This is a genomic window from Acidimicrobiia bacterium, from assembly GCA_016650365.1.
Taxonomy (GTDB): domain Bacteria; phylum Actinomycetota; class Acidimicrobiia; order Spongiisociales; family JAENVV01; genus JAENVV01.
Genome location: JAENVV010000162.1, coordinates 1 through 26,369, shown reverse-complemented (window position 1 = coordinate 26,369; position 26,369 = coordinate 1). Strand labels below are relative to the sequence as shown.

Below are 26,369 nucleotides of genomic sequence, written 5' to 3'. Positions count from 1 at the left end.
TTCCTCCGTGGTCAGAAGCCGCTTGCGCCCACTCGACACGAAAAGGGCGCAACAAAACTGTACTTGACCCACAGCGCGGCTGACTCCCAAATCGTTCGTCCAACAGCACGGCCAATCGACCCGGATGAGTACCCCGGGGGGGACTTGAACCCCCACGCCTTGCGGCCGTGGATTTTAAGTCCACTGCGTCTGCCGATTCCGCCACCGGGGCCTGATGTCAAGTGGACACTAATGCAATCGCCACTCCGTGCAGCAGGTCACGCTCGGAGATGGTCATATCGATGCCACCCATCGCCAGGAGGGATGCTTCGAGGACCACGAGACCGCCGAGGATGACCGGGGCCCGCTTCTCCCCGATGGTACCCACCGTGGCAATCTGCGACGTGTCGAGAGACGACAGGCGGGCTAGGAGCTCTTGTACGTCGTTAAGGGTGATCGTCGAAAGGTGCGTACGTTCTCTCTCATGGTGAGTCAACCCAAGCAAGGTGCCAGCCACGGTGGTACAGGTGCCGGCGACACCAACGGGTCGACCGGCCACGCCAACCTCTGCGCTGGCGATGTTGTGGCAGGCCACGCGGCGGGCCTGCGCCAGTACTTCCGCCGAGACCGGCCCGTCGCCCAGATACAGGTCGGTTAGCCGAACAGAGCCGATGTCAATGCTGACCGCCGACTCGACGTGTCCGGTGCCGGTGACAAACTCAGTTGAGCCGCCACCGATGTCGATGACCGTGATCCGCTCACCTGGTACCGCCTGGGCAGCGCCGGCAAAGGCAAAGCGGGCTTCTTGTTCACCACTGATCAACGAAGGGCGAATCCCGCAGGCAGCCTGGGCTGCATCAAAGAATTCATCGCGGTTGAGGGCGTCCCGCGAGGCCGACGTGGCCACGATGATGGAGCGATCCGCCGTGGCGAACGCGGCCGAGAATGACCGCAGGGCTGTCACCGTTCGTCGGATGGCATCCGGCTGGAGTCGACCGGTGGCATGGAGACCTCGCCCAAGGCCAACAACGTCGGTGCGAACCTCGACCTCGTCGACCTCCACTTCGCCAACCGCCGCCCCAACGACGTCGGCAACGAGCAGCCGGACCGTATTCGTGCCAATGTCGCCAACGGCAACCCGGGTCATCTTGGTTCAACCCAATCAGGATTGCGGATCATGTGCCCATCGATTTCCGTCACGCACGGTGTCGCACAGATGAGCGGTTCCACCCAGGGAGCTACCAGACCACCGATCGGGTTGTCGTTGCCCGCCACATGGTCGGCGTAATGAGCGTGCAAGCACTTCACGCCGGTCACCAGGCCTGCGACGCCGCCGGTCGGCCGGTGTTTGGCACCGATCGGAATCAGTGCGTCTCGCTCAGCGCCGTACCTGAGGTGGGCTGCTTGCATACGGTCGGCGAGGATCGGGTCTTCGTCGAGCGCCTGCTCCATCGCCTTGACCCCTCCAGCACCTTCGAGACGGCCGATCCGCCGATTGGCAAGCGGGCAGGTCAGCCAATAACGAGTAGGAAACGGGGTACCGTCATCGAGTAGCGGCGGAACCTTGATCACCGTGGGAAGTCCCAGTGCGCAGCGGGCAACAGGTTGGCTGGCCGCCCTTAGCGGGCGCTCGATCTGTGCAGCGGCAATCGCCGCATCCGCGTCGTCATGCATGACGGGGCCCTCAGCGGGAGACAAGATCCTCGCCGGTCAAAAAATCGGTCAACATCCGCCACCAGGGTCGGCGCTCAGGCAGTACGATCGTGGGCTCTACCACCGGGACAGCATCCGACGGCGTCGTAATGACATACGCGATCTCGCCTTCGCGTACGTAGCCGAGATCCTTACGAGCGATTCGCTCCAATTCGGTCTCGGTCGACAATGCGGCCACCTTGTTCTCGAGAAGAGCATTATCCGATCGAAGAGTGGCCAGATGCTCCTGGGCAAGCTCTACCTTGCTCTCCTGGGCCAACATCACCCGAAAGGGAAAGACGTTGGTGACCACCACTGCCAGAACCACCATCAGGCCGATCGGTACTACCGTCTGCAACCGATGGCGGGTCATGCGCGACCGGCAAAGGTCGACCAGCCACCAAAGCGCGCTTCAGTACCGAGTCGTTCCTCGATTCGGAGCAGTTGGTTGTACTTGGCAGTCCGCTCCCCCCGGCTAGGAGCCCCCGTCTTGATTTGTCCCGCGTTGGTAGCCACTGCCAGATGCGAAATGAAGCTGTCCTCCGTCTCGCCAGACCGGTGGGAGACCATCCGGGCGAACCCGGCTCCGAGGGCGGTATCCATCGTGTGGAGGGTCTCGGACAAGGAGCCGATCTGATTGACCTTGATCAGGATCGCATTGGCGGCCCTTTCGTCGATGCCCCGCTGGAGGATCTCCTCATTCGTGACGAAGAGATCGTCGCCAACCAACTGCGTCTTCGATCCGAGTCGAGCAGTCAGCGTCTTCCAACCGTCCCAGTCGGCCTCATCGAGACCGTCTTCTATGGAAACCAGCGGAAAATCATCCAGAAGACCGACGTAGTAGTCAACCATGTCATTGGCACTGAGTCTTTTGCCTTCAAATTGATAGGCTCCGTCAACGTAGATCTCTGAGGCAGCCACATCAAGAGCGAGGGCGATATCTTCGCCGAGTCGGTAGCCGGCCGCCTCGATCGCCTCGGCTAATAGCTCCAGGGCCGCCCGATTCGAGGGCAGATCCGGTGCAAAGCCGCCTTCGTCGCCAACATTGGTCGAGAGCGACTGGCCGGTTAACACCTTCTTGAGCGCGTGGTAGACCTCGACGCCGGCTCGCAACGCCTCACTGAAGCTGGGCGCTCCCGCCGGCACGAGCATGAATTCCTGAATGTCTACCGAGTTGGCGGCATGCGCTCCACCGTTGAGGACGTTGAGCATCGGCACCGGGAGTACCCGGGCGGCGGGCCCGCCAAGATATTTGAAGAGAGGAAGGTTCAGTTGTCCGGCGGCCGCCCGAGCCGTTGCCAATGAAACCGCCAGGATGGCGTTGGCACCAAGGTTGGCCTTATTCGGGGTCCCGTCGAGATCGAGCAGGATTTGGTCGACCAACTCCTGGCGGGTCGCGTCAACCCCGAGCAGCGCCGGAGCCATCGTCTCTTTGATATTGGCAACGGCCCGTGTAACGCCCTTGCCGCCGTAGCGGTCCCCGCCATCTCGAAGCTCAATCGCCTCAAGCGCCCCGGTCGATGCTCCAGATGGAACCCCGGCCCGGCCAAACCCACCTCCAGCAAGGCGGACTTCGGCTTCTACGGTCGGATTCCCTCTGGAATCGAGGACCTCACGGGCCCAGATCTCGCTGATATGCGTCGACATGGACCCTCCTTGTGTCACAAAATGTACCACGGACTGGTTACTCCTCTTCGTCTTTCGCGGCTGCCCACCAGTTCTCCAGCTCCTCTGGAGAACTGGTGGCCAGGTCGACCTGTGACTCCATCCACTCAAGCCGACTCTGGAACCGGTGGACGGCTCTGCGCAAAGCAACTTCCGATCCGATACCAAGATGACGAGCCAGGTTGATGACGGTAAACAGCACGTCCCCTAGCTCGTGCAGGCGTTCATCGGGAGTGCGGGCGTTCTGCAGTTCGGTAATTTCCTCAAGAAGCTTTTCGTAGACCGGCTCGGCGGTTGCCCAATCAAACCCAACTCCCCTGGCCCGATCTTGGACCTTCTCGGCCTTGTTCAGTGGGCCGAGGTTGTTGGCCACCCCCTCAAAAAGGGTCCGGTCGCCCTTCTCCAACGCCTTGGCTCGTTCCCAAACGCCCAGAACCTCGTCGGGCGAATCGGCCTGCTCGTTGCCGAACACATGTGGGTGGCGGCGAACCAACTTGTCGATAAGCACCTGACCAACCCCGTCGGGGCGCAAGGTGCCCGCTTCCTCTCCCATGGTGATGTGGAACAAAACCTGCAGCAAGACGTCACCGAGTTCTTCTTCGACGTCGGCATAGGCGCCATAGTCCGGTTCGCCCCCCGGCGCCGCAAGCGGCAACCCCGACAGAGCCTCCGCCAATTCGGCGGCTTCCTCGGTGAGGTTGGCGACCAGTGATTGATGGGTCTGGCCTGCATCCCAGGGACAATCACGGCGTAAGGTGCGCATGATGTCGATGGCCCCCAACCAACCGGCTGGCTGGGGCTGAAGGACCAGGCTGGTTCGTAGGGAAGCGATCGAGGAATCGAACTCCCCAATGGGTTTGGTCTCGAGACGGGCTTGCGGTCCACCCAGATCGGTAGCCACGGTGATCGAGGTGTCGTCCCCAAGTAACTCCGAGAGCACTGCCAGGACATGAGCCGCCACCACCGGAAGATCTATCTGGCCGATGATGGTGGGGACATGCAACGGAAATGGATCCGGAAGTTCCCGACCATCGAGGATTTGGAGACCTCGTTCAAGCGGGTCGATCGAGAGTTCCGCACAAATGAGGTCCACAAACGACTCGGCGCCGATCACCTGGACCGGGGTTGATCGGTCAAGCGCCAGTCGGCGCAGCCGAGCCACCACGAACTCCCCCACCGACGGGCTGCCAGGAACCGCGAAGATGACCGGACCTGACTCGGCCATGGCCAGGACACGAGCGGCCAACTCGTCATAGACGACGTCGAACGACTCGATGGACTCATACAAATCATCGCCCGAAGTCACCTCTCGAAGCTCCGCAAGCTCCGCCAGGGCCGGATGCCTGACGGTGCGGACGATCAGGCTGAACGCCGGGTCGAGGAGAAGGTCACGCGTTGAATCGGGTAGGCGGTCCAAGCCGCCCGGCCCAACACCAACGATGACGAGTCGATTGTTCAGGGGGCGATGATGGTTGGGGGCTGAGTGGTGTCCTCAGGAAGAGTCCACGTTCCGTAGGAGTCAGCGACCTGAACATCCGCCGATCGAATCTCGCCAACGTACCACTCACTGAGGAGCGTTGTGGCGCTCGTCGATTTGATACTTTCGGCGATCCGATCGTGATACTCGGCGAATTCCGGGATGGTGCGATCGGTGACGAGGATGACGTGAAAGCCAAATTCGCTCTCGACCGGAGGAAACGGCTCATTGAGCGGGGCGACCAACGTGGCCTGGGCGAATGGTTCAACATAACCAGTCGGCGAGGCGCACCCGAGGTCCCCACCATCAGCCGCCGATCCATCACTCGAAAGTTCCTTGGCCAGTGCCGCGAAACCCTCGCCGGCCACCGCTCGATCGTAGGCAGCCTGAGCTTCCTCCTCGGTCGCAACAAGTATGTGCGAAGCGCAGACCTGGGTGAGTTCATCGACAGCTGCATCAAACTGAGTCTGGATCTCAGCCTCATCTGGTTCGGGAACCTGACCCGTGAAGCGACCGCTCAGCTGCGTTTGAATACGATCTTGTCGCACGATCATTGGCAGGACTGCTTCACTGAAGCCATTCTCGGTGAGTGCGGTGTCAAGCGTCACGCCTTGCCCGGCTAGCGACGCTTCGATTTCGGTGATCCCCGCCTGAATGTCGTCATCAGAGACACTGATCTCAAACTGATCGAGCGCCGCTTTCGAGACGATTTGATCAACGATCACCTGATAGAGCATGTCATTGAAAGCGGTTTGTTCGGGGGCCGCCGAATCGGTAAGCAGGTCAGCGACCTGGGCGGTTGAGATGGTCGTGCCGTTTACGACAGCGGCCGAACCGGAGCCGCACGCACTTATCACGAGCGCGAGAACAACAGCGATGGGAATGAGACGTTTCACGAGGTCACCTTAATCTGAATTGCCTTGAACGGTTGTCGATGTTGGCGTCCATGGTAGGCCGGAGCGTGCACCATACGAAACTGTCACGCCCACATCGCCTGGATGAAGGTAATGAGGTGGTCGACTACGACCGCATCTGGAGGCGCGGGCAGGAATATCGTCCCTTCCGAGGCCCGCAGAACAGCCTTCGGAGCGAGCCGCCTAAGACGTACCTCCTGCGAGTCCGTGAAGTCGACAGGACCGATCCGGATCTCGTTGCGCAGCTTGACAACTTCCGACAATCCAACCCTGATGGCTTCCGTGCGCAACCGAGCCAACCCAATGAGCGAGTGGCCACTGGGAGGAAGCTCACCGTATCGATCGGCCCACTCGGCCGCCACATCCAATACCTGATCGGAAGTGATGGTGGCCGCCAATCGTCGATAGGCCTCGATCCGGGCCGACTGATCCGCGATATATTCATCAGGGAGATGGGCGTCAACCGGCAGGTCGATTCTGACCTCAGGTGGATCATCGCTTACCTCGGGTTTGAACCCTTCGAGCTCCCCGACCGCTTCAGCAACCAGGTTCACGTACGTGTCGAAACCGACCGCCGAGATGTGACCGGACTGCACCTCGCCGAGCATCGAACCGGCTCCGCGGATCTCCAGATCTCGAAGGGCCACATCAAAACCAGATCCCAGGTCTGAGTGCTCGCCGATGGCTTCGAGCCGACGATGGGCATCTTCGGACATGATTTGATCGGTTGGGTGAAACAGATACGCGTATGCCCTCTGATCCGAGCGGCCGACCCGCCCGCGTAGCTGGTACAGCTGAGCCAACCCGAGCAGATCGGCCCTTTCAACAATGAGGGTGTTGACTTGCGGAAGGTCCAACCCGGACTCGATGATCGTGGTAGCGACCAGGACATCGTACTCACGATTCCAGAAGTCAAGCATGACCTGCTCAAGCTGACCTTCCGACAACTGCCCATGAGCTACGGCATATCGCGCGTCAGGAACGAGGCCCCTCAGCTGGGCGACCGCCCGATCGATTGACTGCACCCGGTTGTGAACGTAAAAAACCTGACCTTCCCTCAGCATTTCCCGACGAATGGCAGCCGACACCGATTGCCGATCGTAGGGGCCGACATACGTCAGGATCGGATGCCGATCCACCGGCGGAGTACGTATGTGGCTGACGTCACGAACTCCGGTGAGCGCCATCTCCAACGTTCGGGGAATCGGCGTGGCAGTCAGTGTAAGAACGTCAACGCCGACCTTCATCTCCTTCAATCGATCCTTGGCGCCCACCCCAAATCGCTGTTCCTCATCGACGACCATGAGGCCAAGGTTCTTGAACTTGACGTCCTGTGACAGGAGGCGATGGGTTCCGATCACAACGTCGACCTCACCGGTCTCAAGGGCAGCCAATACAACTCGCTGCTGGGCAGAGGTCAGGAAGCGGCTGAGGACCTCGACCCGGATCGGATACGGGTCGAATCGCTCAGAGAACGTCTGGAAGTGTTGCTGCGCCAGAAGGGTGGTTGGACATAACACGACGACTTGTTTCCCGGCCACAGCTGCTTTGAACGCCGCCCGGATGGCCACTTCGGTTTTCCCGAACCCAACGTCCCCGAAGATAAGGCGATCCATCGGTTTGCCTTCAGCCATATCTGTTTTCACGTCTGCAATGGCGGTGAGCTGATCCGGCGTCTCCTCGTAGGGGAAGGCGTTTTCGAGCTCTTGCTCCCACGGCGTGTCGGGGCCGAATGCATGTCCCACGGCGGCTGCCCGGCGACGGTGCAAGTCAACGACTTTCTCCGCGATGGCTGCGACCGCTTTGCGTACCTTGGTTTTGGTCTTCTCCCAATCGCTTCCGCCCATCCTCGACACCCGAGGCGCTTCGCCACCCGTGTATTTGGAGACGGCCGCCAACGAGTCGGTCGGTACGTACAGTTTGTCGGCACCTGCGTAGGCGATAATGAGATAGTCGCGTTCCACCCCGGCAATGCTGCGGGTCACCAGCCCTTCGAACCGGCCGATGCCGTGCCGGTGGTGCACCACGTAATCTCCAACCGTTAGATCACGGTACGCCGGCCCAGAGCCCTGGCCGGCTCTGGCGGTCGTCCGACGATGGGCCCTGCGACGCCCGGCGATCTGTTGTTCGCCGACCACCGCCACGCCTGGTCCCGACATGACGAACCCATGGTGAATCCCGAGTGAAGTGATCGCGGCCGTCGGCCGATCAAGGATGTCGCGTCTCGGCAAAGCGAAACCCTCCTCGCCGAGAAGCCTGGCAACTCGATCAGCAGCGGCCACTCCGTCCATGGCAACCACCGTGATGATCTCGCGATCCGCCAATTGTTTCAGACCGGCTGCCACCGACTCGGCAACCCCGGGCTGAGCATCGAGACCACTCACTTCCACGATCTGATCGGCTGGACCGGTGGGAAGCGATGGTGCCTGGATCACTGTGCCGCGCACCCGACCCAATTCGTGGGCGAGGTCCAGGTAGAGGGCCGGATGATCACCGGCCGGGGGGGCTCCACTCCCCCACGTGGGAGCGAGCGCCTCAGCCAGATCCTCTTCCTCACCGATAAGCTCGGCGGCCCGATTCCTACAGCGAACCGGATCGAATACGTACACCCGGTCCGGCGCCTTGACGAGCATGCTGTCCGGCTCGGCCACCCATGGCATCCATGACTCCATCCCGGGGAAGGTCACGCCCTGGGCGATCCGATCCCAGGCGTGTGCTGCCCAGGGTTCCTTCACAACCAGATGAGCGGCGCGGGCGCGAATCTCCGGATCGGTCCGAAACTCGCGCGCTCCTTGCAGAACCATCCGTTCGATGGCACCCATCGAGCGCTGCGACGAGACCGCAAAATCACGAATCGACTCGACTTCGTCTCCCCAGAATTCAACGCGTACCGGCTGGGCCGTTCCGGCGCCGAAAACATCAATGATCCCACCACGAATTGCGAATTCGCCGCGGCTCTCAACCCGGCTCACCCCCTGATAGCCCGTATCGGACAACCAGGCAACCAGATCATCAAAGCCCGCCTCCATCCCCTGGCCAAGAACGAAGGGACGCGGCCTCGTGGGCGACAGGCGCTGGATCACGGCGCGGACCGACCCGACGACCACCGATCCCGGCTCGCCGTCCGTGAGCGTGTATTCGGCCCTGGCCCGGTTGGCCATCGTGCTGACATTCGGACTGACATGCTCGAACGGAAGTGTCTCCCAGGCCGGCAGGTGGACGGTCCGGTCCGAAAACAACGATAAATCGTCGGCTAGCTCTTCGGCCTCTCGCTCGCCGGCGACCAGTGCCAGCATCGGGTGTTCTGACCGAGCGGCCAGCCCCGCCAGGAGGAAGGCACGCCCGGCAGGTGCCACGGCAAACCAGTTGGGCAACTGGTTGAGTTCGTATGCCGACCAGCGGTCGACGAGGGGGCGAAGGGGTGGACTCATGTGCGAGCAGGAATCGTAGCGGTGGTCGTACGTCTCCCCATCAGGGCCTGGCAGGGGCGACGTAGGTTCCGGTGGCCAGGGCCACGAGGCGTTCCGAGTCATCTCCCACCCAGAGTCGGATCTCACCAAACATGCCAGACCTTCCCACTTTCAGAAGGCGGGCCGAGGCAAACAAGTCATCGCCTACGGCCGGCCGAAGGAAGTCTATGGACATATGCGAGGTCACCGCCATCGACTGCAGGCCAATCTCTGTGAAAACTGCGAACCACAGCGACGCGTCGGCAAGGCTGAACTGAACTGGCCCTGATATGTATCCGCCAGGCCGCAGCTGACCGGGATCGTACGTCCACCTGGCAGTGGCCGTACGGTGTCCTACCGACACGCACCGATTCCCTGAGGCGGCCGCCGCCGGGAACTGTTCAAGAACGAATGCATCAATCAGTTCGGGAGTCACAGGGGCCACCAGGACGATTGTAGGTCTTAGGCGGACGGGTTGGTCTCAGCCCATTCGATGAGTCTGCGGAACGTCTCGGACGCCGAGCGGTACGTCATTCCGAGCTGTTCAGCAGCGGCCGACCCGTCGTGAATATGGTCGACCGACATCGTCCGAATCATCTCGGCGCACAGCTCGACTCCAAGCTTGCGGCCGATGGGGCTGAGCAACGGGCCGAGCAATGCCAGCGCCCGGACGATGCCCGAGGGTATGAATCGCACGTCAAAGCGACGGCCGGTGTCTTGCGCAAGCAAACCAAGAGCATCCCGGGTCGTCATGGAGAATCCCGAGAGAATCAGCCGATCGTTGCCAACGTCTGCATCGGCCGCCAACCGGATGGCCGTTGCACAGTCCGCGATATCGATGATCGAGATGGCGGTGTCGATCATGAAATTCAGCTTGCCATCGATCAGATCAAGGATCAACTTGCCGGTGCCCGTGACCCGACCGGGTCCCTGAACCGAACTCGGGGCCACCAGCACCACGCCGGTCGAGCGACCGGCCGCCGCGGCTCGCAAACGTTCGTCGGCAGCCCACTTGGTCTCCGCATAGAAAGAGGTGCGGTGGCCGACGGCCGCCGCCGAAGAAATATGAACCATCCGGCGGGCTCCGGCTCGCGAGGCGGCCTCGTATACCGCCACCGGCGCTTCCACGTTGGTCGCCCACATCGAGGGTCGATCTTTCACACATAGACTGTTCACACCGGCGATGTGAAACACAGTGTCTGCCCCGTCGACAAAGCCGTCAAGGTCGGCCAGATTCCCGACATCGCCTCTGATGATTTCAACGTCACTCGGAAAGGAAACTGCCGAGGCTTCGGAGCGGGCCAGCGCCCGAACTCGCCACCCGTGCTCAAGCAATTCTCGGACGGTGGCACTCCCGACGGTGCCGGAGCCGCCGGTCACGGCCGCCATTCGCATCAGACTGCGGGGCGACTGACGAAAAAGCCCCGGATGTAATCCCAACCGGAGTACAAGGTAAGAACCACCGCCACGGCCATGAGGTACTCATCCAAGTACCAATTACCGATTCGATCGCCCGACCGAACGATGGCAAAGCCGAGGGCGACGAACTGGGCATTGGCTTTGAGCTTGCCCCAAATCGACGGCGGAACATGGATTCCCTCCAGTCCAGCCAGGCTCCGTAAAGCCATAACGGCAAACTCACGAGTGATGATGATGCCCGCAATCCAGATCGAGGCTCGACCAACAGCGATGAGAGCGAGAAAGGTTCCCGTCACGAGCATCTTGTCGGCGGTCGAATCAAGAAACGCCCCCAACGTCGTCAGCTGACCCATCCGTCTGGCGAGATACCCGTCAAGGAAGTCGGTGATGGCCGCGACAACAAAGAGCGCGGCTGCCCAGGCAGGCACATCGCTCATGATCAAGCCCATCACGACAGGCACAAGCACCATTCGCAGGATCGCAAGTTGGTCGGACACAGAAACTCGCATGAGCATCGATAGTAATGCGCCGGCCGTCCGACCTGATCCCCGGGGGTCTGATTTGGCCTATCGCGCGATCGCAGTAGCGTTTACCTCATGCCAAAGCTGTGGACCCGTCACGACCATCTCGTTGCCATGTCCGAAATCGACGAACTCGACCTTCTCATCATCGGAGGAGGAGTCACCGGAGCAGGCGCCGCCCTTGATGCGGGCACTCGCGGGCTGCGAGTTGGCCTCGTAGAACTATCCGACTTCGCTTCGGGGACCTCAAGCCGTTCCACGAAACTATTGCATGGGGGAATTCGCTACCTCCCCCACTTTGAGTTCGGTCTGGTTCATGAGGGACTGGCCGAGCAGAAAATCCTGGCGAGGAATGCCGATTTTCTGTATGACCCGCTGGAGTTTCTCATCCCGATGTACCGGGGTCGCCGTTTGGCCGATCTGCCGTCCTGGGCCTCGGCGCCCCGGTTCGCTCCCCTGGCCATGGGAATGGGTCTCTTTCTGTATGACACGCTGGGGCGGCGTCCCCGAGGATCCCATCGGGCAGTCTCGCGCGACGAATTACTCGAGTTCGTCCCGACCTTGTTGCCACAAGGTCTTAACGGTGGATTCGGATACATGGATGCCCAAACCGATGACTCCCGGCTGGTACTTAGTGTTCTGAAAACTGCCGTCGAGCGATACGACGCACTCGCCGTGAATCACCTAACCGCCACCCGGGTGACCCGGGAGGGACCGAGCTTCCGGGTGCATCTCCAGGACCAGCTCGGCGATGCCGGCTTCTCGGTGAAAGCCCGAGCGGTTATCGCCGCGACCGGCGCACTCAGACCACCCCCGTCAACCCGGGGAGAATCCGCCCCGGTTCGATTGTCGGCAGGCGCTCACCTCATCATCGACAAATCCGATCTCGGGATCGGAGACCAGGCCCTGCTGCTCCCTGAGACCGACGACGGACGGGTGATGTTCGTTGTCCCATGGCTTGACACCGCCATGGTTGGAACCACCGACACGGCCTACACCGACGACCCTGCCCATCCCCGGGCAACCGACGACGATGTGGAGTACCTCATGCGTCATCTTCGAATGTACCTCGACATCGGCGACATTGAACCGATCTCGGCGTTTTCGGGTCTGCGAGCCCTCATGGATGGGGACGGCTCGACGGCGAAAGCCTCGCGGGGCCATGAGATCATCACGATTGAACCAGGCTACATCCAGGTGGCCGGAGGAAAGCTGACCACCTACCGGAGGATCGCTGAAGAAACGGTCGATGCCGCCGCCAAGTTCTTGAAGGTCGACGCGCCGTCACGGACCAACGTCGAACTTCTGGTAGGGGCCGCCGGCGGCCAGCACGCCGAGAAGCTGCTCGGCGACGACCTGCGAGCCATCGAAGTCGACGACGGACTCGCCAGAAATCTCTTGCGACGATACGGAACGCAAGCCCAAAACGTCGTCAGTTCCATAACCTCGGCCGAGCATCTACGAGTGCCTCTTTCCGACGGTAAGACCCTCCTCGGCGAGGTCGCATACGCGGCCGCGTACGAGGGGGCGGCGAGCATCGCCGACTTCGCACTTCGCCGAACTCACGCTGCCTGGTTCTCCCGCAATCACGCCAGGGTCGACGCCAAACTCATCGCCGATGAACTAGGTACGTCACTCGGGTGGTCCGACGACGAGACCGAGCTTCAGCTCGACCGATTCGAGGCTGAGTTGATTGCCGAGGGGCTCTGAGCGCTAGACCGGCTAGACCCAATCGAAACTGCGGGTCACGGCCTTTTTCCATTTCGCATACTCCGACCGACGGAGAGCCGCATCCATATTCGGTTCCCACCGCTGCGCGATCGACCAGTTGTCCCGCAAAGCATCAAAGCCCGGCCAGAAACCAACCGCCAACCCGGCCGCGTACGCGGCCCCGAGCGCGGTCGTTTCAGCCACCGCCGGCCTGACGACCGGCACATCAAGCAGATCGGCCTGGAACTGCATCAGCAACTGGTTGGCCACCATGCCGCCGTCGACTTTCAGGGCTGCCAGGGCCACGCCCGAGTCGATGTACATCGCATCCAGAACCTCTTTGGTTTGAAAGGCGACAGCTTCCAGGGTCGCTCTGGCGATGTGCCCCTTGTTGGCGTAGCGGGTCAGACCTACGATCACTCCCCTGGCGTCATCTCGCCAATAGGGAGCAAAGAGCCCATTGAAAGCCGGAACGATGAACACCCCTCCGTTGTCAGCGACCGTGCCAGCCAAAGCTTCGATCGCTTCGGCCGTGTCGATGATCCCGAGATTGTCCCGCAGCCATTGCACCAGTGCTCCGGCCATGGCGATCGAACCTTCCAGGGCATAGTGCGGCGGTTGGCCATCGACCTGATAGGCCACGGTGGTGAGCAAGCCGGCCTTCGATGGGACCGCGTCGAGTCCAGTGTTCATAAGCATGAAGCATCCGGTGCCGTAGGTATTTTTGGCTTCCCCAGGCGCAAAACAGGTTTGGCCGAACAGGGCCGCCTGTTGATCACCGAGGATTCCCGCAATGGGGACCCCCGCCAAAGTCCCTTTTGCTTCGCCATAAACCTCTACCGACGACCGAATCTCCGGTAGCACTTCCTCAGGCACACCCACGGCAGCGAGCAATCCGGCGTCCCATTCGAGGGTCGCCAGATCCATCAGCAAGGTCCGACTGGCGTTCGTGACGTCCGTGATATGCAGCCCGCCGCCGGGACCTCCGGTCAAATTCCATACCACCCAGGAGTCCATGGTCCCGAAGGCGATCTCTCCCGCCTCGGCCCGAGCCCGGAGACCGGGAGTGTTATCGAGCAACCAGGCGATTTTGGGGCCGGCAAAGTACGTTGCCAACGGCAGGCCGGTCTTGGCCCGGAACCGGTCCTGCCCGAAGTCCGTGCCCAACCGGCCGCACAGGTCGGCGGTGCGAACATCTTGCCAGACCACCGCGTTGCCTATCGGTCTGCCAGAGGCCCGGTCCCAGAGCATCGTGGTTTCCCGTTGATTCGTGATTCCGACGCCAGCCACATCAGCCGGGCGGGCGGCTGCCTTTGCCATCGTTTCAGCGATAACCTCGCCGACTCGAAGCAGGATCTCGTCCGGATCATGTTCAACCCACCCGGCCCTCGGAAAGATTTGCTCGTGTTCCTTCTGGGCAGAGGCGACGATCTCCCCTTCTTGATCAAAGAGGATAAAACGGGTGGAGGTCGTACCCTGATCCAGGGCGCCGATGTATTTCATGCTTGGGGAGACTACAAGACCGGCTCTGGCGGACGCCGCTCGCCGGCCATCTGAACGGCGCCAGATGGATCCGTGAGAAACCGCTCGACCACGTCGGCGGCGTCGCGCACAAGCACGTCGATCTCAGGCCGCTCCGCCTTCGAGAATGGCTTGAGAACAAAGGCGGCCGGATCCATTCGCCCCGGTGGTCTGCCAACGCCAAGCTTCAAGCGCCAGAACTCCTGGCTACCAACGGCCGACGCCACCGACTTCACACCGTTGTGCCCGCCCGCTCCGCTGCTCTTGACAAGCCGGAGTTTTGCATAGGGCAGATCAATGTCGTCATGACATAGGAGAAGCTCATCCAGCGATGCCTTGAAGTATTTGAGAACCGCGCTGACTGGCTGACCGGACAGGTTCATGTTGGCGTTGGGTAGAACCAGAATGACCGGTTCGCCTGCCACCGAACCCCGGGCCACCATGGACCGAACCCGCAGCGGACCCCGCTTGAAGGGAAGATCCCAACGGCGCGCAACCTCGTCAACGACCTCGGCCCCTACGTTGTGGCGAGTGCCGAGGTACTGCGATTCAGGATTGTGAAGGCCAACGATCACATTCATCGCAGACCCGGAGCGGGGCTATTCGCCGCCTTCGTCCGAGCTCTCCTCGGAATCATCTTCGGCGGACTCATCCGTCGGTTCGCCCTCTTCGCCGGCCGCAGCCTCCGCATCGCCTTCGGCGAGCACAGCAGCAGGCAGAGAGACCGTGACGATCGGAGTGTCTTCGTCGTCAAGGTAGGTGACTCCCTCAATCTGGGGAAGGTCGGCAACGGTGATCAGGTCATGAATTTCGAGATGGCTGATATCGACGTCGATATGACTCGGAATGGCCGTGGGGAGAGCCTCGATCTCGAGCGTGACCCGCATGGTCTCGATGATCCCGCCATCGTTCTTGACGCCGAGCGGTTCCCCGATGAACTCCAGTCCGACCTCAGCCGTGACGAGCTCATCAAGCGAGATCTGAAGAAAGTCGACGTGATTGATGAACGGCTTGGTCGGGTTCTTGACAACCTCTCTGGCCAACGTTGTGAACGTACCGTGGCCATCGACATTCAGGGCAATGATGGCGTTCTCGCCACCCTCTCCCTTGATGATGGCGGCGAATTCACGATGGTTGACCGAGATCGGAAGCGGTTCGATGCCGTGACCGTACAGAACGGCCGGAACGGAGCCTGCCCGACGTAAACGGCGGGACGCTCGGCTGCCTTGTTCGCGGCCGGCTTCGGCGCGTAACGATACTTCCATGACCAGACTCCTGATGAGGTGTTGCGGGGAACTGACATTATGCCCAGATCCGACCCGATCGGCAAAGTCGATTCATAATCGACACCACGCATCTAACGGCTACCGCTCCGGAACGGTCGCTTTCACCCACTCGACCATCTCGTTCAAGGGTGATCCTGGCGTAAAAATCCTCGCCAGACCCGATTCCATGAGGGTCACTACATCGGCCGGTGGGATAATCCCACCTCCGAAAACGATGACATCGTCAACCCCGGCCAGACGTAGTTCGTCCATGACCATCGGAAACAACGTCGCATGAGCACCCGACAACGTCGACAGGCCAATCGCATCGACGTCTTCTTCCAATGCCATGGCCACAATCTGTTGGGGAGTGCGATGCAATCCTGAATAGATCACTTCGCAGCCGGCATCGCGTAGGGCTCTGGCGACGACCTTGGCCCCTCGATCGTGACCGTCGAGGCCGGGTTTGGCAATGAGGATCCGGCGCGGCATAGAGCGTAAGTCTACCGACGGAACCGGAGAGGTTGGTTCCCGGCCCGCACAGCTTCAGCTGCTTGGGGCTTCCAACCTGCCTCAAGCATCTTTGCGAATGGGTGCCCAGGCCAGCAATAGACGCTTTACGCCTTCGCGCTCGAATCGCACGTCGGCTTCGGCCCGGTCGCCCACCCCGCGAATATCCATGACCAATCCGGCGCCCCACTTGTCATGACGGACCCGATCGCCAATCGATATTTCCGATGCATCGACGGTATGGCTTGGTTTCTCGGCCTTGCGAGGCATCCGGCGCTCGGCCCGTTCGTACAGATGTTCCGGGATCTCTTTGAGGAACCGCGACGGTGGGTTGTAGTTGGTTTGGCCAAACAGCATGCGGCTGACGGAATGGGTCAAGAACAGTCGATCCATGGCCCGGGTTATCCCCACATAGGCCAGCCGTCGTTCCTCCTCGAGCTCAGCAGGATCCCCCAGGCTCCGGATGTGAGGGAACACCCCGTCCTCCATACCCGCCACGAACACGACGGGGAACTCGAGTCCCTTGGCGTTGTGCAATGTCATGAGGGTGACTGCCCCGGATCCATCCTCAAGGTCGTCGACATCTGCGACAAGTGACACGGCTTCAAGATACGACTGAAGCTGGGCAAGACCGTCCAAATCGTCCCACTCCAGTTCATCGACAAGGGACCCTTCCATGCTGGAGACGAAGTCTTCAATGCCCGACTGCAACTCCCGCAGGTTTTCGGCGCGGCCGAGAGCTTCGACCGTCCGCTCGGCCTCGATTTCGTCCAGGTAGCCAGTATCAACCAGCACCGAGTCGAGGGCGGCCCGGGGACCTCCGATCGATGCCTTGGCGATCAGGGCATCGAGGAGCAACAAAAAGTCCTTGATTCGCCCCAGCGCTCGAGCATTCAATTGGGGCACATTGTCCACTTGCCTAAGAGCTGCATAGAAGCTCAGTCCGTTGGCCTGGGCGTAGCGGTCGACGTGTCCAACCGAGGTACTCCCGATCGAACGTTTAGGAACATTGATGATCCTCTTTACCGCCACCTGGTCGTCGGGGTTCACCAGGACCCGCAGGTAGGCCAACGCGTCCTTAACTTCCCGGCGCTCGTAAAACTTCAGGCCTCCGACGACGTTGTACGGGATTCCGTAGCGGACGAAGACATCCTCGATCACCCGTGACTGGGCATTAGTCCGATAGAAGATTGCCATGTCGTCGAGCGAAATGCCGTCCTTCTCAAACCCCGAGATCTGGTCGGCGATGAAGGAGCTTTCGGCATGCTCGTCATCACCCTGAAACAGGGTGATTTTCTCGCCAAGACCGCGGTCGGTCCACAAGCGCTTTGGCTTGCGCTGGGGGTTGTTCGAAATCACCGCGTTGGCAGCATCGAGGACCGTCTCCGTCGAGCGGTAATTCTGCTCGAGAACCACTACCCGGGCATCCGGGTAGTCATTCTCAAAGTCGAGAATGTTGCGCATATCGGCGCCCCGGAACCGGTAGACACTCTGATCGGCGTCCCCGACCACACAGATGTTCCGGTGATAGGCCGCCAACTGGGTGACCAGCCGATACTGGGCCAGGTTCGTGTCCTGATACTCGTCCACCAGGATGTACGAAAAGCGCTTCTGATACTCCTCGAGTACGTCAGGGAACGCACCAAACAACTCAACGGTAAGCATCAGCAAGTCGTCAAAATCCATGGCGGAGGCTTCCAGAAGGCGCTGTTGATAGAGTCGATAGACATCCGATATCGTCTCGTGATAGAACCCCGAGTCCTGCGACTGGAACGTCTCGTAGTCGATGAGTTCGTTCTTGGCGTTCGATATCACCGCCCGAATATTGCGAGCCGGAAACCGTTTCGAGTCCAGATCGAGATCAGAGATACACATTTGAATGAGACGAAGCGAGTCTGCCGAGTCGTAGATCGAGAATTGCGATCGGTAACCGAACCGGTGGGCTTCCCTTCGCAAGATTCGAACACACGCCGAGTGGAAGGTCGATACCCACATGGCCCTTACCGCTCCACCGACCAGATCACTGACCCGCTCTTTCATTTCGTTGGCAGCTTTGTTGGTGAACGTGATCGCCAGGATTCCTGACGGTGCGACACCAAGATCGCGTACCAGATGGGCAATTCGATAGGTAAGGACCCTTGTTTTGCCGGATCCAGCACCGGCGATCACGAGTAACGGACCGTCGACGGCAGCTACTGCCTCGCGCTGGACGGGATTGAGGTCATCGAAGAGATCGGATTCGGCTGGATCAGAGAGGTCAGAGAACAACACGTGACCGCCGATGGTAATCGCTCCGGACGACAGGAATCACATACGGGTGATTTACACCCTGGCGACAGTGGAAACCCGGTCGTCGGCCGAGGTGGTCCGGAGCGTGAAACAGAACCGGGCACCAACGGGGAACCGGGCCTCGTACCAGACGTCACCACCCATGGCTCTCGCCAGATTACGGGCGATTGGTAGACCCAAACCGATCCCCTGGTTGGCTCGACTGTCGCCCTTGGAAACCTGTTCAAAGTGCCGGAAGATCAGTTCCTGCTCCTGCTCCTGCACGCCCTGGCCATTATCGGATACCACGACCATAAAGAGCTCGCCGACGTGGGCGCCTTCGATCAGGACTTGATCGCCACCGTACTTCCGAGCGTTCTCAAGGAGATTGCGGAGAACCTGCCCGACCCGCCGCCGGTCGGCAAATACCATCGCCCCACCGGGAATCGTCGTCTGCGCCTCAGTGTCAGAATCCCGGAAGGTGAGCGTGGCCAGCTCATGGGCAAGAAGCGAAACGTCGAGGAGCTCAGGTTCGAGACGCAGCCGGCCGGCTTCCAGTCTCGGAATCACCAGGACGTCTTCGACCAACTCTTCGAGGTGCTTGGCCTGCGATACGACAATATTGACAAATTCATCCACTTCTTCGGGCTGGAGATCTCGCCACCCCTCAGCCAACAGCGAACCAAAGCCCGAGATGGAAGTGAGCGGAGTACGCAATTCGTGACTAACCATGGAAACGAAGTCATTCTTCATCCGGGCGGCGCGCTCGGCAGCTTCGACCGCCGCTCGCTCGCGACGTCTCGCCAGGATCACAGCCACTATCCCGACGCCCCCCACGAGGATGGATAGAGCAGCGAAGAACGCTGATTGAAGCTCCATGCGTTAATCCTTGTTCGCAACCTCCCGGCTGCGCCGTCTCCGTTAGTTACTACTAGTTGTCATAGAGGCTCGACAAGCTGTGCCGGGCCTCTTCTTCGATCAGTTTGGCGTGGTGTACTGCCGAATCGATGACCGTGGCCATTGGCGAGCTAATAGCTCGCAATGTCTTGGCCACCCCGGGCGGGAACGCATTGAGAGTTGTCGCCCCGAGCAGCAACACGCCCAACACATCACCGCGCATTTTGAGTTCGACGGTAAAGGTAGACACGAGCTTGTCGGTATCGACGGCCAACATCTCTATGGAGTCCGACCGCCAAACCTGCATCGCTGAAGGTTCATAATCGAGATGGGCACGGTTGTTCAGCTCGGTGGCGGATCGATGGATGAACGTTTCAAACTCATCAACGTTGATGGCCCGATCGACGTGAACCGATATCGCCTTTTCATCTACCAACGCCAGAGCTGCCAGGTCGAAAGAAACGAATCGTCGCACGATGAACATGAGTTCGGTGAGGGTCGTCTTGAGGTCCAGCGGTCTGGTCGAGAGCGTGACGATGTCGTTGACGACGGTCATCTCAAAGAGCTTGCGGTCGAGCATCGAGGTAACCCGTTCAAGGACATCCATTTGATCCAGGTCAATCGGATCCGCTGGTTTCGATCCGCTCAACTCGGACAAGGCGCGGGCCGCCGAAACCGACTTGACCGCCGCCGCCAGCTCGTCGCCAAGAGCTTCTTTGGTCAGGTACCCGTCAGCGCCCGATTTGACCGCCCAGTACCGGTCCTCCGTCGAGTCGTGGGCCGTCAGGATCAGGACCGGAATGTGGGCAACCGTCCAGTCTTCTTTCAGAAGCCGGCAGGCCATATACCCGGTCATCCGCGGCATCTGGATATCAAGAACAATGAGGTCGGGCATCTCGCGGTATACCGCTTGAATCGTGCTGATGCCGTCCTCAGCAGTCACGATCTCATGCCCATCGGCGCTGAGAACCACGGAGACCGCAGTCCGTATCACCGGTGAGTCGTCGGCGACAAGAATCTTCATTGTCGCATCTCCTTGGTCGCCGCACCGCACAAAGCCCAGAGGGTGGTTGCCAAAGCGCCTCGCCGGAAGTCTGCCTTGTCGAGATACGCATCGACGCCTTGGGCGTAGGCGCGACGCTGATCAGCCGCGGCCGCCACCCCTGAAACCATCACGATGGGGAGGCTACGACGGACGGATCGGACCTGGCGAACCAATTCGATCCCGTCACGTCCGGGCATTTGAAAATCGACAACAAGAGCATCTACTTGTGACTCTACGAGAATCCTGAGCGCTTCCTCGGCATCTGAGGCCACAGTGGTATCGAATCCGTTGACTCCGAGGGTGGCAGAAATGAGTTGCCGAACCCCGAGACTGTCATCGACGACGAGCACTTTGGGCCGGTACGCGTCCGCCACATCGGGGACCTGGACGTCTCCGACGATCTGACGAGGATCGATTACCACCACAACCTCATCCCCACCGAGGTGAGCTGCGGCAGCCAGGTGGGGAGCGCCCTCAAGGATCGGGCCGAAGCTCTTGACCGCTACCTGGCGACGCCCAACAACCGACGAAACGAGCAAACCGACCTGACCTTCAGGACTACCAACCACAACAACCTGATCGGGATCGGCGGTCGAAGTTGCCCCGACAATCGCAGCCAGACTCTTCAACACGAGCGGAACTCCCCGAAACATCATCCGGCCATCTTGAACCTGGGTGGCTGGGAGCGTCGTTATTACGGCCGCTTCCGGTATTCCCCACTGTTGATCCTCGGCCTCGACGATCCACAGGTCTTGCAGGATGAGGGACCGGGGCACCACCAGGGAAACAACCGTCCCACGTTCGTCGGAAGCTATCCGGATGTCGCCGTTCAGCAATCGGGCAGCTTCGTTGGCCGCGGCCAGACCTGCCCCATCGCCCGAGATTTCTTGGGGCGGATCGACGGTCGAAAACTGCGGCAAGAACAGCAGACGGGTCAGATCCTCGTTGGCGACGTCCGGAGCGCTGAGCCCGCGGCCGGCCGCGGCCGAGCCAACCTTCATCCAGTCGATGCCGCGTCCATCGTCCGAAACCACCACATGCAAGACGTGATTGTCAATGGAGAACTCGACCTTGAGCGTGGCCGTGGGAGGCTTTCCCGACATTGCCCGTTCCTGAGGAGACTCCATGCCGTGGTCAACGGCATTGACAACCAATTGGCGGAGGGGATCTCGTAGGACGTCGACAACCTGGCGATCGACCCGAATGTCATCTCCGATCAGCTCGAACTTCACGTTCTTGCCAGTTCGCCTGGCCACATATCGAACCAGCTGGTCGAGGGTGCCGGTAATTTCGGAAATCGGAATGGTTGCCAGATCAAGCGCGTCGGTCTGAAGCCTCAGAACCGACTCCTCTAGCTTGGCGATGGCATCCTCCCAGACTCGTCGGTCGTCCGGATTGGCGACCACGGCCTGGAGGGCGGCAAGCACGACCTCCATATCGAGTCGGACTTCTACGGCCCGGTTGATCATCTGGTAGAGAGCAGTCGTCGGGACTCGCGTGGCATGGGATGAAAAGCTGGTCACGATGCTCGAAACCAGGCCACCGAGGTCCGAGCCACCCATGGATTGGGGATCTATCTGATCCCGATCGGCCAATTTGTCGGCGAGATCGACCACAGTGGCGTCCCCATCCGAGCCTACATCGGAGGCCGAAATAGGCATCTTCGGATCACGGTCAGAATCATCACCGGATCCGGGATCGTCACCATTCAAAAAGACCGTCAGACGATCGCAGGCCTGTTCCAATTCGCTTACATCGCCATCGGGTCCCGCCTCAACCGCGGTCGGAAACAAATCAGCGATGGCGGCAATCAGCATCCCGAGCTGGCCTGACTGTGCTCTCGAATCCGACACGACCTCTTTCAAGGCGTCTTCGACAACTTTGGCGACGTCTCCCATCCGCTGAAATCCCATGACGTAGGCGTTACCTTTGATGGTGTGGGCATTCCGACGGGCGGTCGAGACGTCATCGGGAGGGAGGACGCGCTCGGACATGGCCCGGGTGGCGTTCGCCAGGTCGGCAGATCGTTCGCCAACTTCCTCCTGGAAGATGGCTTGCAGTTCGGGGTTGTCAGTGAAGTCCACGCAATGCCTCTGGTAACGGAAGCTCCCTAATCATCGGCGCTTCGGAGACCCTGCTTGAGTGTCTTTACTACTCCCACTCGATCGTAGCTGGGGGCTTTGAGCTGATGTCGTAGGCAACCCGATTGATGCCTGCCACCTCGTTGATGACTCTCGACGATATCCGTTCAAGAACTTCATACGGCAACCGGGCCCAGTCGGCTGTCATGGCATCATCTGACGTTACGGCTCTGAGGATAAGCGGATAGGCGTAGGTGCGACCGTCTCCCTGAACACCGACGGTCCTGATGGCCGGGAGCACGCCAAAAGATTGCCAAACAATGTGATAGAGACCGGCCCGCTTGATTTCCTCAAGGACAATCGCATCGGCGGCTCGGAGAATATCGAGGCGTTCCTTGGTGACCTCGCCGATGATGCGCACGCCCAGGCCCGGTCCAGGGAATGGCTGACGTTGAACGATTTCCTCTGGCAAGCCGAGTTCTTCACCGACTGCCCGAACCTCATCCTTGAACAAATCACGCAACGGTTCGACCAATTCGAATTGCATATCGTCTGGCAATCCGCCCACGTTGTGGTGCGACTTGATCTTGGCAGCATCCTTGGTACCCGATTCGATGACGTCCGGATATAACGTGCCCTGGACGAGGAACTTGGCATCTGAGAGATCCTTGGCGACTTCCTCGAACACGCGGATGAAGGTTTCCCCGATCGCTTTGCGTTTTTCCTCGGGGTCCGTCACACCTTTCAGCTTGGCGAGAAATCGGTCCTCGGCCTTGATGTGAATCAGGTTTGTGGGGAAGTTCCGTCGAAACGTCTCTTCAACCTGCTCACCCTCGCCGAGTCTCATCAATCCATGATCAACAAAGATGCAGGTCAGTTGATCACCCACCGCTCGCTGCACGAGAGCGGCCGCCACCGAGGAGTCAACCCCACCAGACAAACCGCAGACCACCTGCCCCCCGCCCACCTGGGCCCGAATTTCATCGATTGATGACTCAATGATCGAATGGTGAGTCCAGGTCGGCTGGGCGTCGCACACCTCGTACAAGAAGTGTTTGATGACGTCGAATCCGCTCGGGGTGTGCGCAACTTCAGGGTGGAATTGCACCCCATAGAGACGAGCATCCCGGTTTTCCATCGCCGCCACGGGCGCCCCGGCTGTCTCGGCAACGCATCGAAATCCCGGTGGGACGCCGGTCACGGCATCGCCGTGACTCATCCAGACCTCCTGGTCGATAGGCAGGCCCTGGAAGAGGATCGAGGAGGTGTCGGTAACGGTTAGTTGGGTTTTCCCGTATTCCCCGCCGCCGGTTTGGCTAACCACTCCCCCGGCCGCATGAGCAAGCACCTGATGCCCGTAGCAAATGCCAAGGATCGGAATCCCCATACCGACGATCGACGGATCGATCTCGTAGGCATCGGCGGCATACACCGAGGCTGGGCCGCCCGACAAGATGATGCCGGTCGGCGCCTTCTCGCGCACTTCCTCCGCCGAGATGTCGCGGGGAACGATCTCCGAATAGACGTGGGCTTCCCTGACCCGTCGAGCGATGAGTTGGGCGTACTGGGCACCGAAATCGACGACCAGGATGCTTTGGGCGTGACGCTCCATGCAGAGGGGCTAGCCCATCCCGACGTGTTGGGCACGTTGGAGGGACTTACCTTCGGTTTGGAGCGACGGAGCGATCATGACTTCCGCTTTCTGGAACTCTTTGACGTCCGCATACCCGGTGGTGGCCATGCTCATCTGAAGCCCACCGAACAGGTTGCGGCGGCCGTCATTCTCGTGAGCCGGGCCGACCAGGATTTCCTGGAGCGTCCCAAGGTTGCCGACTTTGACCCGCGCCCCGCGCGGGAGTGTCGGATGGAACGTTGCCATACCCCAATGAGTACCCCTACCGGGCGACTCGGCCGCCGAGGCCAGCGGAGAGCCGATCATGACGGCATCTGCCCCACAGGCAATCGCCTTCGAGACATCTCCACCGGTCCGCATGCCACCGTCTGCAATGACATGCACGTACCGACCGGTTTCGTCGAGGTACCTGATACGGGCTCCGGCAGCGTCCGCGATTGCGGTCGCCTGAGGCACGCCGACTCCGAGCACCCCGCGAGTCGTACACGCAGCACCAGGACCGACTCCCACCAGAATGCCAACCGCCCCGGTGCGCATGAGGTGGAGGGCCGTCGAGTACGACGCACAACCGCCCACGATGACCGGCAGTTCGTAATTGGCAATGAACTCTTTGAGATTTAGGGGTTCGGACCGCGTCGAGACGTGTTCGGCCGAAACGACGGTTCCTTGAATGATCAGGATATCGAGGCCGGCCTCCCGAACTCCGCCCGCATAGAGTGAAACATGCTGGGGGGTAAGCGCGCCGGCCGTGATGATACCGGCTGCCTTCATCTCCTGGATTCGCTGAACCATCAGATCGGAATTGATCGGAGCTGAGTAGATATCCTGCATGCGCCTGGTGGCTTTCTCAGGTTCGAGCTCGGAAATTTCTTCAAGATACTGATCCGGATGTTCGTATCGAGACCAAAGACCTTCCAGGTTGAGGACGCCTAATCCACCGAGTTGACCAATGGTGATCGCGGTACCTGGCGAAATGGCTGAGTCCATGGCCGAACCCATCATCGGGAGCGCAAACCTGAAACCGTCCATCTCCCACGAAATGTCGACGTCATCCGGGTCGCGAGTCCGCCGGCTTGGGACGATCGCAATATCGTCGAACCCGTACGCCTGTCGCCCTGACTTACCGATACCGATGTCGATTTCCACTATCTGACCTCCGCCACGAGAAGCCGACACGGTACCAGGAAACCGGGGCTCTACCGAACCAACGCCGACCGGTAGTCTGCACCCCTGATGTCTTCCCCACTTCCGGTCCCGAATCGATCGAAAACATGGCGGATTCGCCATTGGGCAGCCATATGGGCCTCCGGGACAATTGGGGGCGTTCTCCTTGCCGCCGTCGTCAGTTTGGTGTGGAATGGCGACGTAACCGGCCCCGAATTCTTCTTCTTCGTGGCGCTTCCGGCCCAGAGCATCGGCCAGGTGCTCGCTCTGGCAGTCGGTCTTTCAAAGCTGGACGCCGGGTTGGATCGCGATCTCGGCTTCGACATCCGTCTCAGCGACCTCCGGGTCGCCCCGTTCGCAATCCTCAACGTCATGGCCATTTCGTTCATCCTCAACCCGATTATTGAAGCGTTCAAAATCACCGATCAAAGCCAGGCAGAGCTCGACTTGTTCGGATCGGCCAGTCAGGGCGCGTTGTTTGTCGGCGTGATCGTGGCCGTCGGATTCGCCCCGATCTATGAGGAACTCCTGTTTCGAGGCATGCTCCAGCGAGCCCTCGCCAACCGGTTGGGGCGGATCCCCACCATGCTGTCCACGGCTGCCATTTTCGGACTGGTCCACCTCGTCACGATCGATACCGAAATCGACCAATGGGCGGTCCATGCCGCCCTCGTTGTCATCTCAGTCGGATGGCTCGGATTTGTTCTTTCCTGGCTGGCAGATCGCGACGGTCGCCTGGGACGGGCAATGGTCTTTCACTCGACCCACAACCTGTTGGTGATCGTTGCCACCCTGGTCGCCGGATCGGATTCCCTAGTTACCTAGACCAACCAGGCGCCGCACCCCGACCATTTCTGCTTCCGCTCGCATCCTGGCGTCAAGGGCACCTTTGGTCATCAAACGCGCCACCTCGACATCATCCAGATTCTTGTAGCTGGTTCGAATCGGAGTCAGCCCTTCAACCACCGCATCCGCAACGAGTTGTTTGAACGAGCCATATTGCATGGCGTTGTATTCCTCAACGAGGTCGTCGATGGACCGGTCGGTGAACAACGACAGGATCACCAGGAGATTCGAGATTCCCGCCTTGCCTGCGACGTCATAGGCAACCTCAGACCCGGAGTCGGTCACTGCCCGCCTGAACTTCTTTACGATCGTG

At 60.4% G+C, this 26,369-nt stretch carries 23 protein-coding genes and 1 tRNA gene; 2 read left to right on the top strand and 22 right to left on the bottom strand.

Annotated features, from left to right (window positions below; genetic code table 11):
- Window positions 1–129: 129 nt before the first annotated feature.
- The 11 genes from JJE47_10035 to pgsA form a co-directional block, all read right to left on the bottom strand.
- Window positions 130–211, bottom strand: a tRNA-Leu gene (locus JJE47_10035).
- Between the two features lie 6 nt (window positions 212–217).
- Window positions 218–1,126: a hypothetical protein gene (locus JJE47_10030; GenBank protein ID MBK5267760.1), complete on the bottom strand. Its 909-nt coding sequence runs from the start codon at window positions 1,124–1,126 to the stop codon at window positions 218–220.
- Window positions 1,123–1,653: a DUF501 domain-containing protein gene (locus JJE47_10025; GenBank protein MBK5267759.1), complete on the bottom strand. Its 531-nt coding sequence runs from the start codon at window positions 1,651–1,653 to the stop codon at window positions 1,123–1,125. The genes JJE47_10030 and JJE47_10025 overlap by 4 nt, the downstream gene beginning before the upstream one ends.
- 10 nt (window positions 1,654–1,663) lie before the next feature.
- Window positions 1,664–2,044: a septum formation initiator family protein gene (locus JJE47_10020; protein ID MBK5267758.1), complete on the bottom strand. Its 381-nt coding sequence runs from the start codon at window positions 2,042–2,044 to the stop codon at window positions 1,664–1,666.
- A complete protein-coding gene (gene eno, locus JJE47_10015) occupies window positions 2,041–3,318 on the bottom strand; it encodes a phosphopyruvate hydratase (GenBank protein ID MBK5267757.1) in 1,278 nt (425 codons plus the stop codon). Before eno ends, JJE47_10020 begins: the two co-directional genes overlap by 4 nt.
- A gap of 37 nt (window positions 3,319–3,355) precedes the next feature.
- Window positions 3,356–4,753 carry a nucleoside triphosphate pyrophosphohydrolase gene (gene mazG / locus JJE47_10010; GenBank protein ID MBK5267756.1) on the bottom strand — a complete coding sequence of 466 codons (1,398 nt, stop codon included), beginning with the start codon at window positions 4,751–4,753 and terminating at the stop codon, window positions 3,356–3,358.
- Between the two features lie 38 nt (window positions 4,754–4,791).
- Window positions 4,792–5,709 (bottom strand): peptidylprolyl isomerase, encoded by a 918-nt coding sequence (locus JJE47_10005; protein ID MBK5267755.1) that lies wholly within the window; start codon window positions 5,707–5,709, stop codon window positions 4,792–4,794.
- 83 nt (window positions 5,710–5,792) lie between these two features.
- Window positions 5,793–9,158, bottom strand: coding sequence for a transcription-repair coupling factor (gene mfd, locus JJE47_10000; protein ID MBK5267754.1), 3,366 nt, complete (start codon window positions 9,156–9,158; stop codon window positions 5,793–5,795).
- 40 nt (window positions 9,159–9,198) lie between these two features.
- Window positions 9,199–9,621 carry a PaaI family thioesterase gene (locus JJE47_09995; protein MBK5267753.1) on the bottom strand — a complete coding sequence of 141 codons (423 nt, stop codon included), beginning with the start codon at window positions 9,619–9,621 and terminating at the stop codon, window positions 9,199–9,201.
- 17 nt (window positions 9,622–9,638) lie between these two features.
- The gene (locus JJE47_09990; protein MBK5267752.1) at window positions 9,639–10,565 is read right to left on the bottom strand and encodes an SDR family NAD(P)-dependent oxidoreductase; all 927 of its coding nucleotides are present in this window, start codon (window positions 10,563–10,565) and stop codon (window positions 9,639–9,641) included.
- A 5-nt stretch (window positions 10,566–10,570) separates the two neighbouring features.
- Window positions 10,571–11,104, bottom strand: a complete 534-nt coding sequence (pgsA, locus tag JJE47_09985) for a CDP-diacylglycerol--glycerol-3-phosphate 3-phosphatidyltransferase (GenBank protein MBK5267751.1) — start codon at window positions 11,102–11,104, stop codon at window positions 10,571–10,573.
- Between the two features lie 87 nt (window positions 11,105–11,191).
- Between pgsA and JJE47_09980 the strand changes: the two genes are divergently transcribed.
- On the top strand, window positions 11,192–12,826 hold the full coding sequence (locus tag JJE47_09980; protein ID MBK5267750.1) for a glycerol-3-phosphate dehydrogenase/oxidase: 1,635 nt from the start codon (window positions 11,192–11,194) through the stop codon (window positions 12,824–12,826).
- Between the two features lie 12 nt (window positions 12,827–12,838).
- Here the strand turns inward: JJE47_09980 and glpK are convergent, their stop codons facing one another.
- The 10 genes from glpK to JJE47_09930 form a co-directional block, all read right to left on the bottom strand.
- A complete protein-coding gene (gene glpK, locus JJE47_09975) occupies window positions 12,839–14,329 on the bottom strand; it encodes a glycerol kinase GlpK (protein ID MBK5267749.1) in 1,491 nt (496 codons plus the stop codon).
- Between the two features lie 11 nt (window positions 14,330–14,340).
- Window positions 14,341–14,928, bottom strand: coding sequence for an aminoacyl-tRNA hydrolase (locus JJE47_09970; GenBank protein MBK5267748.1), 588 nt, complete (start codon window positions 14,926–14,928; stop codon window positions 14,341–14,343).
- A gap of 18 nt (window positions 14,929–14,946) precedes the next feature.
- Window positions 14,947–15,612, bottom strand: a complete 666-nt coding sequence (locus tag JJE47_09965) for a 50S ribosomal protein L25 (protein MBK5267747.1) — start codon at window positions 15,610–15,612, stop codon at window positions 14,947–14,949.
- A 99-nt stretch (window positions 15,613–15,711) separates the two neighbouring features.
- Window positions 15,712–16,104: a cobalamin B12-binding domain-containing protein gene (locus tag JJE47_09960; GenBank protein ID MBK5267746.1), complete on the bottom strand. Its 393-nt coding sequence runs from the start codon at window positions 16,102–16,104 to the stop codon at window positions 15,712–15,714.
- 81 nt (window positions 16,105–16,185) lie between these two features.
- A complete protein-coding gene (gene pcrA, locus JJE47_09955) occupies window positions 16,186–18,390 on the bottom strand; it encodes a DNA helicase PcrA (GenBank protein ID MBK5267745.1) in 2,205 nt (734 codons plus the stop codon).
- A 54-nt stretch (window positions 18,391–18,444) separates the two neighbouring features.
- Complete coding sequence (locus JJE47_09950; GenBank protein ID MBK5267744.1) at window positions 18,445–19,269, bottom strand: HAMP domain-containing histidine kinase; 825 nt, start codon at window positions 19,267–19,269, stop codon at window positions 18,445–18,447.
- A gap of 52 nt (window positions 19,270–19,321) precedes the next feature.
- Window positions 19,322–20,311 carry a response regulator gene (locus JJE47_09945; protein MBK5267743.1) on the bottom strand — a complete coding sequence of 330 codons (990 nt, stop codon included), beginning with the start codon at window positions 20,309–20,311 and terminating at the stop codon, window positions 19,322–19,324.
- Window positions 20,308–22,416, bottom strand: coding sequence for a response regulator (locus JJE47_09940; GenBank protein ID MBK5267742.1), 2,109 nt, complete (start codon window positions 22,414–22,416; stop codon window positions 20,308–20,310). The genes JJE47_09945 and JJE47_09940 overlap by 4 nt, the downstream gene beginning before the upstream one ends.
- 67 nt (window positions 22,417–22,483) lie before the next feature.
- Window positions 22,484–24,025 carry a glutamine-hydrolyzing GMP synthase gene (gene guaA / locus JJE47_09935; protein ID MBK5267741.1) on the bottom strand — a complete coding sequence of 514 codons (1,542 nt, stop codon included), beginning with the start codon at window positions 24,023–24,025 and terminating at the stop codon, window positions 22,484–22,486.
- Window positions 24,026–24,034: 9 nt separating this feature from the next.
- The gene (locus tag JJE47_09930; GenBank protein MBK5267740.1) at window positions 24,035–25,195 is read right to left on the bottom strand and encodes a GuaB3 family IMP dehydrogenase-related protein; all 1,161 of its coding nucleotides are present in this window, start codon (window positions 25,193–25,195) and stop codon (window positions 24,035–24,037) included.
- 84 nt (window positions 25,196–25,279) lie between these two features.
- Between JJE47_09930 and JJE47_09925 the strand changes: the two genes are divergently transcribed.
- Window positions 25,280–26,035 (top strand): CPBP family intramembrane metalloprotease, encoded by a 756-nt coding sequence (locus JJE47_09925; protein ID MBK5267739.1) that lies wholly within the window; start codon window positions 25,280–25,282, stop codon window positions 26,033–26,035.
- On the opposite strand, the gene JJE47_09920 is transcribed toward JJE47_09925, so the two are convergent.
- Window positions 26,024–26,369 (bottom strand): tryptophan--tRNA ligase (locus JJE47_09920; GenBank protein ID MBK5267738.1); only part of this gene is annotated, 346 nt, incomplete at its 5' end. The two genes, JJE47_09925 and JJE47_09920, sit on opposite strands and share 12 nt — an antisense overlap.

Excerpts from the sequence above, each read along its gene's own strand:
- JJE47_10030 (MBK5267760.1), bottom strand. The coding sequence starts at position 1,126 with ATGACCCGGGTTGCCGTTGGCGACATTGGCACGAATACGGTCCGGCTG.
- JJE47_10025 (MBK5267759.1), bottom strand. The coding sequence starts at position 1,653 with ATGCATGACGACGCGGATGCGGCGATTGCCGCTGCACAGATCGAGCGC.
- JJE47_10020 (MBK5267758.1), bottom strand. The coding sequence starts at position 2,044 with ATGACCCGCCATCGGTTGCAGACGGTAGTACCGATCGGCCTGATGGTG.
- eno (MBK5267757.1), bottom strand. The coding sequence starts at position 3,318 with ATGTCGACGCATATCAGCGAGATCTGGGCCCGTGAGGTCCTCGATTCC.
- mfd (MBK5267754.1), bottom strand. The coding sequence starts at position 9,158 with ATGAGTCCACCCCTTCGCCCCCTCGTCGACCGCTGGTCGGCATACGAA.
- JJE47_09990 (MBK5267752.1), bottom strand. The coding sequence starts at position 10,565 with ATGGCGGCCGTGACCGGCGGCTCCGGCACCGTCGGGAGTGCCACCGTC.
- pgsA (MBK5267751.1), bottom strand. The coding sequence starts at position 11,104 with ATGCGAGTTTCTGTGTCCGACCAACTTGCGATCCTGCGAATGGTGCTT.
- JJE47_09980 (MBK5267750.1), top strand. The coding sequence starts at position 11,192 with ATGCCAAAGCTGTGGACCCGTCACGACCATCTCGTTGCCATGTCCGAA.
- glpK (MBK5267749.1), bottom strand. The coding sequence starts at position 14,329 with ATGAAATACATCGGCGCCCTGGATCAGGGTACGACCTCCACCCGTTTT.
- JJE47_09970 (MBK5267748.1), bottom strand. The coding sequence starts at position 14,928 with ATGAATGTGATCGTTGGCCTTCACAATCCTGAATCGCAGTACCTCGGC.
- JJE47_09965 (MBK5267747.1), bottom strand. The coding sequence starts at position 15,612 with ATGGAAGTATCGTTACGCGCCGAAGCCGGCCGCGAACAAGGCAGCCGA.
- JJE47_09960 (MBK5267746.1), bottom strand. The coding sequence starts at position 16,104 with ATGCCGCGCCGGATCCTCATTGCCAAACCCGGCCTCGACGGTCACGAT.
- JJE47_09950 (MBK5267744.1), bottom strand. The coding sequence starts at position 19,269 with ATGGAGCTTCAATCAGCGTTCTTCGCTGCTCTATCCATCCTCGTGGGG.
- JJE47_09945 (MBK5267743.1), bottom strand. The coding sequence starts at position 20,311 with ATGAAGATTCTTGTCGCCGACGACTCACCGGTGATACGGACTGCGGTC.
- guaA (MBK5267741.1), bottom strand. The coding sequence starts at position 24,025 with ATGGAGCGTCACGCCCAAAGCATCCTGGTCGTCGATTTCGGTGCCCAG.
- JJE47_09925 (MBK5267739.1), top strand. The coding sequence starts at position 25,280 with ATGTCTTCCCCACTTCCGGTCCCGAATCGATCGAAAACATGGCGGATT.